This is a genomic window from Rhodococcus phenolicus (genome assembly GCF_001646785.1).
In the GTDB taxonomy this organism is placed as follows: domain Bacteria; phylum Actinomycetota; class Actinomycetes; order Mycobacteriales; family Mycobacteriaceae; genus Rhodococcus; species Rhodococcus phenolicus.
The window spans coordinates 1-12009 of sequence record NZ_LRRH01000109.1; the positions used below are offsets into that span (position 1 = coordinate 1).

Genomic DNA, 12009 nt, shown 5'->3' on the forward strand with positions numbered 1-12009 from the left:
TTCGAGGATTCGGTAGAAGGTTGACTCGAAGGATCACACGGTGGCCGCTCTACACCCGTGCACAACACGGAATCGCAGACGATCTCGGCCACCGAGTTACACCACTCTATGGGGCACTACTCGCGTTACTCGACTGTGCGCGGACCAGCGGCGATTCCGCGCATGTCCGGAACCACGACACGCGCACAAGCGGACTCTCCTTTTCCTGCGGTGATTCGCCCGACATCGGCACTGCGGCAGAGCTGGGCTCGAGCACCGATCCCACCTCGGCCATCTGCCGTGGACGCACTCTCGGACCGACCAACTACCGCCCGACCGAGACTCACCTCCCTGACCTCGGACCGGCGGTACCCGATCCCGCAGTTCCTTCGTGTGCTGCGTAGTTCACGCACACGGGATTCGGCTCATCAGCACGAAAGGCGATGTCTATGTCCACATCCAGCGAAGATCAGCTAATTCCCCGCGCCGGTAGGCACCGGCGCCGCAGAACAACCAGTGCGGTGCTCAGCACTGCGACACTGGCCCCGGCAGCCGCCGGGTTGCTCATCACCTTCGCGCCCACGGCAACAGCGGCCCCGATCGACACCTCCGGTGGCGGGCAGGCGGGCATCACATCTCCCTCGCAGACCGGCGGTGGACAGGCAGGTATCACATCGACGCCCCCCTCGGCCCTGGCTCCTGCACCGTCCTCGCCTGAGCCGCAGCCGACGGAGAACTTCTGGGTCACCCCTCCTGCCGAGTACAACCGCGGCACCCGCGCCTACGATCCGCAGACCGGTGGCGGCGTCTCGATGACCCAGTACAACAGCTACTCCGGCGGCGGCACCGGTGACGCTGCGCCGGTGCCACCGGTTCCGGTCGTGTTCGGTGGGCCGACGCTGCCCATCGAGGCTCCGGCCAAGAAGGTCCGGTTCGGCCGCGTGATCTTCGATCAGCCGAACTGGGCGACCGATCCGGATGTCGAACGCACCAACCGCACGACCGCTGTGGCCGAGGCGATGGTGACCGACTTCCACAAGTCGACCGGCATGGAGACCGAAGAGGCCGAGAAGATCGCGTCCGCACAGGTCGCGGGGGTCGCGCTGGGTGCCGGGGCCGGTTTCGCCGCCGGATGCCTGGCGGCCGGGACGCCGACCGCGCTGGTGACGAGCACGGTCGCGGGCATCGCAGGTGCGGGCATGGGCGGAATGGTGCCGCTGCCGGTTCCGGGCGTCGCTCCGGTCACCACCGGCGTTGCGGGCACTGCCCTCGGTGCGGCGGCCGGCTTCGGCGCCGGTTGCGCGGTCGGCGGCGGCCTCGGCGCTGTCGGCGGCGGCCTGGCCGGATACGTCGTCGGTACCGCCTACGGCGCGGGTGAGGATGCCACGCCGATCGAGGTCGAGGTGCCTGACGTCGAGTCCGATCAGATCGTCGAGCAGGTCGACGCCTCGCTGGCGCAGTGGTCGGAGGATCCGGTCGGCGCGGCCGCGGTCGAGGCGGTGCAGACCTTCGCCACCGAGACCGCCCCGGCGATCGATACGCAGGTCCGCGAGTTCGTGCAGGCACAGCCGGGCGGTGCGCAGCTCGTCGAGCAGGCCGACCAGGCGCTCGGGGAATTCTTCACCGAAGCGACGCCGGGCTTGGCATCGCGCCTGGTCAGCGAGGCCGTGGGTCTCGGGCTGGGCGCTGACGAGCCGGTTGCTGATGCCCCGGTTGCTGACGAGCCGACACACGAAGCCTGAGTGACGGTCGAGGGGGAGACGAACCGATGAAACGAAACAGCCAACCGGGTTCACCACGTGTCCTCGACGCGACAGCACCACGTACCCGCACGGTTCGGCAGCCGGTGTCGGCACCGGCGACCGGGGAGCGTTTCTCCTCCTCTGCGGGAGCAAGCGCACGCGACTCCGGGGTTCGGGTGGTGGCGGCGGCCGATGCCGGTCGCCGCCCCGCTCTGCCGGCCACGCGGCCTGCCGGGTCCAGTACGCGAACCGGTCGGGGTGTCCGGTTCGCCGGGGTCGGTGCCGCTGCTGTCGCGGTGGTGGGCGTGGCCATGTGGGGCGCCTCGTCGCTGATCGGTGCAGTCACCGGGGACGACGAGGTGGACTTCGGTGCCCCGGCCCCGGCGACTGCGGCGGCGCCCGCCACTGCGGCCGCGGTGTCCGACGGTCCCTGCTCTCCGGGGGAAGGGGACCAGTCCTCCGGAGAGGGCGTGATCGCCGCACTCGAGCACCGGTACTACCTGCTGCGCGACGGGGTCGCGGTGCGGGAGCTGATGGCCACCGATGCGCCGTTGCCCGACGCAGCAACGATCCAGCTGGGAATCGACTCGGTTCCGCTCGGGACGACGCACTGCCTTGAGGTGACCGCGATCGGACCGAACACCTACAGCGCGCAGATCACCGAGATTCGCCCGGATCGCCGGAACGAGTTCAAACAGCGCATCACCACGACCACGGGCCCGGACGGCCGCGTGATGATCCGCTCTATCGAGGAAGTCAGGGGGTAGGTCGGATGAGAAAAGCGGGTATCGCTCTGGCGGCCGCGGTGATGACCGCGGCCGGGGCGACGGTTCCGGCGCTCGCCCACGCTGCCGAGACGGGCGGTTGTGCTCGCACGATCGCCTTGATGATTCCCGGTACGACCGAGACTTCGGCCAATGCCGATCCGAACGTGCCGGCGGGGATGCTCGCCGCGGTCGGGGATGCGCTTGAGCAGCGCTTCGGCAAGTCCCTCGATGCGGTGTACGTGCCGTATCCCGGTGAGGCGTTCTTCAACGGTGCCTCGTACGCGGAATCGAAGTCGCGGGGCGACAAGGCGGCGGCGGAGCTGATGCAGCGTTGCGCGTCCTCGTCGTACGTGATCGCCGGGTACAGCCAGGGCGCGCAGATCGGCAACGATCTGGCCGTCAACATCGGTCACGGCCTCGGCCCGGTCACCCCGCAGCAGGTCAAGGCGGTGATTCTGCTCGCCAACCCGAAGCGGGGCACCGACGGCGCGAAGCTGGTCGGTCCACCGCTGAGCGGGCAGGGCATCGCGGGTCCGGCCCCGGAGGGGTTCGGCACGCTCGCCGGCAAGGTGTTCGACATCTGTCACCCCGACGATGCGTACTGCAACACTGACGGGCAGTCCACGCCGTTCCTGGCCTCGTTGGGCCGGATCATCGCCAATCCTCCGGGCGCGGTGGATGTCTCGGCGCAGCTCGCCTCGACGGCGGCGCCGCAGACACCGACGGTCATGGGCGAGTCGACGGTGGCGCAGTCCTCGTCGTCCTCGCCGCTGCTCGATTCGCTGTCCTCGCCGGGCGATTGGCGCAATGCCGATCTGTCGGCGGTGCTCGGTGCGGCCACGCGGCTGTCCGAGTCGGTGGCCTCACTCGATGCCGGTGGCCCGACGTCGACGACCTCGGCGGCGAACATCGCCCGGATCACGCAGCAGGCACGGCTGGTGTCGGAGACGTTGACACCGGTCAGCCAGGCCAGCGAGTGGATCGACAGCAATCCGGGGGCTCGCCAGACGTTCTCCTCGGCTCCCGTGGGGTCGCCGGAGTCCACGACCGCCGGTGTTCTCGACACGCTTGGGCAGATCGACGTTCCGGCGGTGCTCTCGGCCGCGGAGTCGGTGACGAGCACGAGCACTGCGCTGCTCAAGGCGCGGTCTTCGGGTGATCCGGTGGATGTGTCGACGCTGGCGAGTTCGGCGGACACGCTGGTCGCGGGTCTGTCGCCGTTGGCGGCGGCCGGTCCGCCGGAGCTGCGGACGGCGACGCAGGTGCTCTCGGTCGCCAAGCCGACGACGATCATCAACCAGCTCCTCAACGTCGTCGCCGGGGTGACCACGATCGACTACGCGGCGGTGGCGGCAGGGTTGCAGCAGTTGCCGATCAAGCTCACCACCGGTGATGTGCGCGGCGCGCACACCATTGCCGGCGAGCTGAACAACCAGCTCTCCCCGCTGGTGGCGATGGCGGCCGGGGTGGACTTCAAGACGCTCTCGCGGCTGGTGGCGCTGGTGCCGGACCCGTCCGGCACGGCGGCGATTGCGGGGCTGGTGCTTGACCTGCTCGGCAACGTCGACGTCGTTCGCCTGGCCCGCAACGTCGGTGAGGTCCAGGAAATCGCCTGGTCGATCGCCGAGACCGGGAACGTGCTCGAGCTGTCGCGGTTGATGCCGGTGGCGGTGGAGCTGGCGCAGGTGGCCATTGGGGTGCTGATGCCGGGCCAGAAGATGAGCCCGGACCAGTTGAACGATCCCGGCGATCCGATCGGATCGCTGATGTCGGTGCAGGCCCAGCAGAGCGATCTGGCAGGTCTGAGCTCGTCGGTGACCGCGCTGGCGGGCAGTGACGGCGCGGCCGAACTCGGGCAGCTCGTTTCCGAAGGGTTCACCGCCGCGAGTTTCTACGCCTCGAATTCGCACATTGCGTACCCGAGCTGGTCCCCGGACGGAAAGGACAACGCGATCGACACGATGGTCGACATCTTCGCGCGGGCGATCGGCAGGTAGTGCCGCCGGTCCCGGCGGCGGGTGGTGCCGCTGCCGGGACCGGGCCTTCACGCAGCACGGCATCCGACCTCGGGCGGGCGGATGCGAAGTCACACACACGGTGCATGGCCTGGGCGGGCTGTGAACACACACATGCAAGGGGGTGAGATACGTGGCTTCTTCGACGGCAAAAATCATGACGGCGGCGGGTGTCGTCATGCTGATGGGCACGCTGGTGATGTGCGGCAGCGACAACCCGGAACCGGACAACTGCCTGCCGACGCAGGGCTCGACCCGGTCGCCGAACAGCTTGCGTGCCGCCTCCGGCAAGAAATTGCAGCCGATGGTGACCGGCACGTACACCTTCACCTCCGGCTTCGGCCCCCGGTGGGGTGGCCAGCACAACGGCGCAGACCTCGCCGCCCCGATCGGCACCCCGTTCTTTGCACCGATCGACGGGATCGTGGTTGCGGCCGGCGACTCCGGCCCCGGCGATGACAACGGCTTCGACAACTGGATCATCGTCGACTCGATCACCTCGGACGGGGCGACCCTCTCGACCGTCTACGGCCACATGTTCCCCGACGGTGTGCTCGTCGGGGTCGGCGACGAAGTGCGGTCCGGTGACCTGCTGGGACTGGTCGGCAATGCCGGTGGCTCGACCGGCCCGCACCTGCACTTCGAGGTCTGGCCCGGTGGGCGACTCGACGGCGGTTCCCCGATCGATCCGATGCCCTGGCTGGCCGATGCCGGCGAGCTCGAGGCACCCGAGCAGGGTCCGCGCTCCCCGAACGTGCGCCTGGTCGCGGCCGAATCTCCCCTCGGAGCGGGCTGCACCGGATTGACTCGCCCCGGCGGCAACACCCTCAAGGACGGCTCGGTGCCCGAGGAGTTCCGCGAGTGGATCGTCAAGGGAGCGCAGACCTGCGACGCCGTTGATGCGCCGCTGCTCGCCTCCCAGCTCTACGCGGAGAACCAGTTCCGCCACGGGCCGAGCTCGCCGGTGTCACCGGCCGGAGCTCGCGGGCCGGGACAGTTCATGCCCGCCACCTGGGAGGCGATCGGCCGTGATCACGACGGGGACGGCGTGGCGGATGTGAACTCGATCGGCGACTCGGTGATGGCGATGGCCGATTACGACTGCCAGATGTGGGACCTGACGCAGCAGTGGCTCCGGGACGGCAAGGTCCAAGGCGAGGGAACTGCGCTGATGCTCTCGGCCTACAACTGCGGCCCCGGTGGCACGCTCGCCTCCGGCGGGGTCTGCGGCAACGCGGAAACAACGAACTACGTGCGCAGCATCATCGCGCGCCGGCCCGACTACGCGGGGATCGAACAGACGCCGCGGCCGCCGATGAGCGGATCCCGCGTGGTGCAGGCTGCGCTCGGATGGCTGGGCACCGATTACGCCTGGGGCGGCGGGGATGCCAGCGGCCCGACTCGCGGTATCCGAGACGGCGGTGTGGCCGACGCACACGGCGATCACGACAAGCTCGGATTCGACTGCTCGGGCCTGGTGCTCTACTCCGTCGCCCAGGCAACCGACGGAAGAATCGTTCTACCGCACCATGATTCGGCTCAGGTCAACGATCCGCGCGGCACGCCGATCGCCGCAGCATCGGACTTGCAGCCCGGCGACATCGTGCAGCCGTTCCCCGGACATGTGTGGATCTGGTTGGGGGACAACACAGTTGCCGAAGCTCCCCAGTCGGGCGGAAAGGTCCAGATCACCGATTGGACACCTCCAGAAAGTGTCAGAGCCATGCGATTTACTTGATACACAACGATTTTCATGCACCAGAACATCGGAAACGATGAGATACCAGAGAGAGGACACCGCGTCGTGAGCGACGAATGGGACAAGGCAGAGGCAGCGGTCCGCAGCCTCGGATCGACCCGGACGGTCGGGGACATGACGGCCGCGGACCTGCGGGCATGGGCGTCGGAGAACACGCTGATGACCCGCAGCCAGTGGCCGAAGGTCAAGCGCGAGCTCTACAAGCAGTTCGACGTGGACTACGACGCACTGCGCGAGCGTGAGCAGCGCGAACGGACCGAGGCGTTGGCGGCCGCGGCGGCGGCCGCCCCGGTGGTGTCCCTGTCGGCGGCTGGCGACGAACGCGGATCGTTCGCGGTCGTCGGCGAGGCCGATACCAGCGATGTCGCCTGGTACGGCTCCTTCCACAAGGACGATCGGGTCTTCCGCCCCGGCGATCAGCACTCGGCCGACGAGGCCAGCTCCGGCAAAGCGGTGTTCCTCGCCTCGAAGGTCCGCGAGTACCTCGGCGTCGACGCGATTCGGCTGCGCCTGCGGGTGAGCAGCGAACGCATCGACGGTGTGAAACTCGCTGATCTGGCGGCGAAGAAGCAGGTCATCCTCGATCTCGAGGTGGTTCCGACCGGCAATCCGGCCGAGCAGTGGTGCCTCGAACCGGGGTTCGGTGAGTGGCGGGCGATCCGCCTGGCGGACCTGGTGGTGGCCGAATGATCCGCCGGCTGGCACTGTTCGGTGTGCTGGCCGGGGCGCTGACCGTGGCCGGGTGCAGCTCCGAATCGGAACCGGATCGGCCGGTCTTACCCCAGACGTCGACGTCGACTGCGGCGTGGCCTCCCACCGAGCCTGCCGCTACCTCCGAACCGTCGGCTGCTCCGGCCGCGTCGGCGATCGACACCAGCGATCCGGGTGAGCTCGGCCGCACGGTCGTGCAGGCGTGGTTCTCCTACGACACCCGCACCGACGTCAACCGCAACGACGCCCCGGTGCGCGCTGCCGAACTCGGCGTGCTGACGGACGAGCTCGATGCGCAGGTCCGCCTCGCTGTCGAGGTGCCGGTCAAGGCGACCGGCGACTGGGTGCAGTGGGCCGAGCAGGGGGCGACGGTCACCGCCGTGGCCACCGAGGAACCCAATCAGGGGCAGGCCAATACCGAGAGCAAGTACCACGGCATGTACCGGGTGACCAGCACGGTCACCGATTCCAGCGGCACCGAAATCGGCAGTGACGTGCAGTTCGTCGCTGTGGTGCTGATCGACAACGGCGACGGATGGCGCGTGTCGTCCGTCACCACTTTGTGAGGTGAGCGTGATGGCTGACATCGCCGATTACAACCACGAGCCGACCATCGACCCGCGTCGACTGCGCCTGCGCCCCAACCGGGCCGCGACCGAGCCGGATGTTCCCGAGCATGCCGCCGAGGAGATCGTCGATCCGTACGGGGTCGGCGCGGACGCCCTGACCGCTGTCGACGAATCGACCGTACCGGCGGCGATCCCGTCGGTCGCCCACGGATCGCTGTTCGACGAGGCTGCCTCGCCTGCGTTGTTCCAGCCTGCCCAGTGGGGCTGGCGCGGGCGGATCAATGCAGCTCTGGGCACGAAACTGGCCCCGAAGCCGGACTCGGCGGAAACCGGCTTCCGGGCCGCGGTCGAAGCGATCCAGCGCACCTTGCCGGGCTCGGGCATGGTCACGGTGGTCAACACCAAGGGCGGTGCGGGGAAGACCACGACGGTGGTCGCGCTGGCGGCGACGCTGGGTAAGCATCGCGGTCGCGGTGTCGTCGCGGTGGATATGAGCGAGGCCGGCGGCACCCTGGGTATTCGGGCGGCGCGCACCGCGCCGGTCGAGCGCACGGTGTGGGATGTGCTCGCCGATGCGTCGCGGCTGGCCTCCGGGGATGTCGAGGCCGGGGAGTTGGCGGCGTACCTGCGGCTACAGCCCACACACGACGAGATCCTGGCCGGCGACACCGATACCTCCTACGACGATGTGCTCGGGGAGTCCGAGTGCGCGGCGTTGGGGGCGGTACTGAGACGCCACCGTGACCTGCTCATCGTCGACACCGCGACCACGGCCCAGGCCGCGGCCTGGCAGTGGGCGGTACGCAATGCCGATGTGCTGGTGGTGCCGTTGCCGATGCGGCGGGACATGGCCCAGCACGCCTACGCGATGCTCGAGGGCCTGCGCAAGCGCGGTCTCGAGCACCTGGTGCACTCGGCGATCGTGTTGCTGTGCGCGACGCCGGGGTCCGATCCCAACCTCGAATCGGTGATCGTCGACGAGTTCGACGCTCTCGGCGTGCAGACCTACCTGCGGGTGCCGTTTGAGCCGGTGTTCGCCTCGGGAGAGCGGATCACCCTCGAGGCGATGTCGCAGACCTCGATCATCGCGTGGACGAACATCGCCGCGATGGTGACCGATGCGCTGGCTGAGGCCATCGGTGAACGGCAGGCCGGGTATCGGCAGCACCCGGTCGCGGCGCCGCCGGAACCAGCGGCGTTCACGCCGGATGTTCCGCGGTTCACTCCGGCGGCCGGGCGGTCCTCGTCCGATCCGTCGTCGTTCGAACTGCCCTCGTTCGAGTCGGTCTCGGCGGCCGCCGATCCGGCTCCGGCCGTTGCCGTACCTGTGGCGGAACCGGAGATCGAGCGTGTCGCGGCTGCGGAGGCCGAAGTGCATCAACCGCCGGAACCGGCTCGCCGGCCACAGCCGCCCAAGCCGTCGAGCTTCAACCCGTACGCCTGAACCCGTGTTTGTGAAAGGAAATTCCATGCCTCGCAACGTTTCTGCTCGTTCACTGTCTCGGCGAACGGCGCGGACCGCAACCGTGACGTCGGCCACCGTCGGCCTGTTGCTGATGACTGCCGGTCTCGCTTCCGCGCAGGGGGCCGAGAATCCGTTGAACGGCATCAAACCGGACATGAGCGTCTTCGGTGGCGCGTTCAACGAGACGTGGGCTCGCGTGGCTGCCGGCATCTGGGGGGTCGTTCTAGCGGGATCTGCCATCAACCTGATGGTGGCCCTCTACAAGATCCGCAAGGCGCGAGCCGGGGGCTATCAGAGCGAACTGAGTGAATCGATGGATGCCGCCAAGACCGCCACGATCGCGTTCGGTGCCGTAGCTGGGGCGAGCATCATCATCGGCGCCATCTTGTTCATCGTCAATGGCAGCTGACCTGCCCATCACCGATTTCGACTCGACTTCCAGGAGTTTCGTATGGCACCCGATTTCAGCTCGATCAAGCCAGGTTCCCAGCAATCGGCGGCTGCCAGGCCGGCAGTGACGCCGCCTTCGTCCACCGCGGAGCCGGGTAGTTGGAAAGCCGCGTTCGACCGAATCCCGAACTGGAAGAAGTACGGATTCGTCGGTCTCTTCGTCCTGACCCTCGTTGTACTCCTCGTGGCGGCGACAGTCGGCGGGGGCGGGAAAACGAACTCCGCCACGGTACGGACCGGGCACGGCCCGAACGAGATCACCAGCGGTATCCCGCACGGCTACAACCGGACTCAGGCCGGCGCGCAGACCGCCGCCTCGAATTTCGTTCAGGCGGCGAACCAGGTTTCTCTGGGCCGCATCACCGCGGAGGACGTGAAGAGCGTCCTGGTTGGCAGCGACGCGACCGACGCACTGGTCGCCGTCATCGACGACAGCGCATCCCAATCCGACGACACGGTGATGAACGTCCTCCCGGCATTGATCAACGTCACCGACTATTCGGACGATCGCGCAGTGGTGTCGGTGTGGGCGGTCTCGGCGAGCCAGAACGACCTGAGCGGCACCGGCAAGGTCAGTGTCATCACACTCTGGGCGACGACGACGGTGACGTTGCAGTGGGAAGACGGGGATTGGAAGGCCGTGGACTGGTCGTTCCGCTCCGGTCCCGAACCGTCCGAGGTGTCGTTCCCCGAGGGTGATTCCACACTGGCCGAGTTCGGTGCGAACGGCCTCTACACCTTCTTCGTGGAGTAACCGATGCGACCCCTTGTCCGTAGATTTCTCGCAGCGCTGCTGACGACGCTGGCTCTGGTCGCGAGTGCTTCGCCCGCTCTGGCGCAGCCGCTCGACTCCGCTGCTGAGGGCTGGCCCATCGGTATGCCCGAAGAGCTGAAACAGTTCTTCCCCGGTCATCCCGAATTCGACGCAGCCGGATGGTCGACTGATTCGACGTGTGCGGACAAGGGGGGAGATTTCGGCCTGTACCTGGGCCAATACCTTCGATTCGACCAGCGGATTCTGTACTGGTCGGCGCCGGTGACACAGCGGGCCGCCCAGTACGCGGAGCTGATGGGCGTCTCGGAGGACGAAGCCACGCAAGCCGTGCTCGACGGCAAGGAGCCAACTGACTGGCCCGAGTCCTTCCCCGGTGGAGAGCCGGACTACTCGCCGAAGGCGGGTATGTGTGCCGGCGACATGGCGAAGTGGGCCGAACCCGCTGGGAATTCCTGGGGTTTCACCTGGGCAGCCAAGCCTGATGCCTCCTCCATCGAACTGATGAAGCAGCAGACGGATGTGAACAACCTGCCCGATGACATCTTCGAGAATCCGTGCAGCGATCACGAGATGCTGTGCAATCGCGCGTACTTCCTAGATTGCGACAAGGCAGACAGCATCAACGACGGAAATACGTGCCGGGGCTGGAACATTCAGGTCGGCAACATGTTCGGTGGTATCTGGTACTGGAAAGAGCAGAACAGATCTGCCCTCGACAGGTTCGTGGATCTGGCGAAGCGCGGCGGGGTCGTCCTCGAAGCGGTCACGCCGTTGCATATCAAGATCGGCATCGCCGCGGCCCGCATCGGCTACAACAACGCGGCTGCGACGATCGCCTTCGTCCAGGATCCCGGCAGTGTGATCGACGACTGGGCGAACAGTACGAAGGAAAGCGCGGTCTCGCTGACCGTCTCCGTCCTCGAGGGGCTGTCGAACATCAACGAGTTCAATCCGCGTGATGAGAACTTCCTGAAGTGGTACGCGATCAGCAGCGGCATCGGCGTGTTCGTCATGTCGATCACTGCGTTGTTCACCATCTACCGCACGTCCGCGCAGAAATCGACGCGGATGGAGATGGTGCACAGCCTCATCGGATACGCGCCTTTGGGCCTGGTCTGCATGATGTTCGCGCCGGCCGCGGCGGAGTTGCTGGTCCAGCTCTCGCACGCACTGACCACCTCGTTGTCCGGTCTGCTCAAGCAGGACATGGAACAGGCGGTGATCTCGGTTTCCTCGATGCTCGGGGGCATCACCAAGGACACCTTGGTCGGTGGCCCGATCGCCGGGATCGTGTTCTTCGGCCTGCTGTTCCTCGGCTCGCTGAGCTTGTTCTTCGGCATGCTGATGCACGCGGCGGCACTGCCGATCCTCGCTGGTCTGGTCGGAATCGCGTTCGGGTTGTGGGTGCACCCGACCTTGCGGAAGAAGGCCGTGCGGCCGATCTTCGTGTTCGTCTCGATCGTGTTCTCCAAGCCCGTGATCTTCCTCGGCCTCGGGTTCTTGACCGGCGTGCTGCTCGACAGCAGTTCCATGGCCTACGTCGGTGGTGAGCTCGCCTCGCTCGGTGCGCTGGCGATGACGGCCGTGTGCATCGGCCTGGTCGGATTGGCGCCGTGGTCGCTGCTCAAGTACGCGCCGTTCATGCCGTCCAGTGAGGACTCGGAAGGGTTCGGCGACACCGGTTCGGCCGCCGGTGAGGGGATGGGCAGCACGTTGCAGACCGCGCAGATGGCGATGATGGCGCGCCACGGCAAGGGCGGTGGAGGCGGCGGGGGCG

At 67.5% G+C, this 12009-nt stretch carries 10 protein-coding genes; all 10 read left to right on the forward strand.

The features are described 5' to 3' along the window. Positions 1–500 precede the first annotated feature (500 nt). Positions 501–1721 (forward strand): hypothetical protein, encoded by a 1221-nt coding sequence (locus tag A8G15_RS25080; protein WP_082900151.1) that lies wholly within the window; start codon positions 501–503, stop codon positions 1719–1721. 311 nt (positions 1722–2032) lie between these two features. Beyond that, entirely contained in the window at positions 2033–2488 is a 456-nt protein-coding gene (locus A8G15_RS25085; protein WP_483826454.1) for a DUF8176 domain-containing protein, read from the forward strand. 5 nt (positions 2489–2493) lie between these two features. Continuing rightward, a complete protein-coding gene (locus tag A8G15_RS25090) occupies positions 2494–4485 on the forward strand; it encodes a cutinase family protein (protein WP_068165695.1) in 1992 nt (663 codons plus the stop codon). A gap of 151 nt (positions 4486–4636) precedes the next feature. Then, positions 4637–6241 (forward strand): peptidoglycan DD-metalloendopeptidase family protein, encoded by a 1605-nt coding sequence (locus tag A8G15_RS25095; protein ID WP_245687993.1) that lies wholly within the window; start codon positions 4637–4639, stop codon positions 6239–6241. A 66-nt stretch (positions 6242–6307) separates the two neighbouring features. Then, positions 6308–6952, forward strand: coding sequence for a hypothetical protein (locus tag A8G15_RS25100; RefSeq protein WP_068165697.1), 645 nt, complete (start codon positions 6308–6310; stop codon positions 6950–6952). Then, complete coding sequence (locus A8G15_RS25105) at positions 6949–7539, forward strand: hypothetical protein (RefSeq protein ID WP_068165698.1); 591 nt, start codon at positions 6949–6951, stop codon at positions 7537–7539. The genes A8G15_RS25100 and A8G15_RS25105 overlap by 4 nt, the downstream gene beginning before the upstream one ends. A gap of 10 nt (positions 7540–7549) precedes the next feature. After that, positions 7550–8986 (forward strand): AAA family ATPase, encoded by a 1437-nt coding sequence (locus tag A8G15_RS25110; RefSeq protein WP_068165705.1) that lies wholly within the window; start codon positions 7550–7552, stop codon positions 8984–8986. Between the two features lie 82 nt (positions 8987–9068). Continuing rightward, positions 9069–9416, forward strand: a complete 348-nt coding sequence (locus tag A8G15_RS25115; protein WP_245687994.1) for a hypothetical protein — start codon at positions 9069–9071, stop codon at positions 9414–9416. Positions 9417–9458: 42 nt separating this feature from the next. Then, a complete protein-coding gene (locus tag A8G15_RS25120) occupies positions 9459–10211 on the forward strand; it encodes a DUF8175 domain-containg protein (RefSeq protein WP_068165701.1) in 753 nt (250 codons plus the stop codon). Positions 10212–10214: 3 nt separating this feature from the next. Next, the coding region (locus A8G15_RS25125; protein ID WP_068165707.1) for a hypothetical protein at positions 10215–12009 on the forward strand (1795 nt) is incomplete at its 3' end.

Excerpts from the sequence above, each read along its gene's own strand:
- A8G15_RS25085 (WP_483826454.1), top strand. The coding sequence starts at position 2,033 with ATGTGGGGCGCCTCGTCGCTGATCGGTGCAGTCACCGGGGACGACGAG.
- A8G15_RS25090 (WP_068165695.1), top strand. The coding sequence starts at position 2,494 with ATGAGAAAAGCGGGTATCGCTCTGGCGGCCGCGGTGATGACCGCGGCC.
- A8G15_RS25120 (WP_068165701.1), top strand. The coding sequence starts at position 9,459 with ATGGCACCCGATTTCAGCTCGATCAAGCCAGGTTCCCAGCAATCGGCG.
- A8G15_RS25110 (WP_068165705.1), top strand. The coding sequence starts at position 7,550 with ATGGCTGACATCGCCGATTACAACCACGAGCCGACCATCGACCCGCGT.
- A8G15_RS25105 (WP_068165698.1), top strand. The coding sequence starts at position 6,949 with ATGATCCGCCGGCTGGCACTGTTCGGTGTGCTGGCCGGGGCGCTGACC.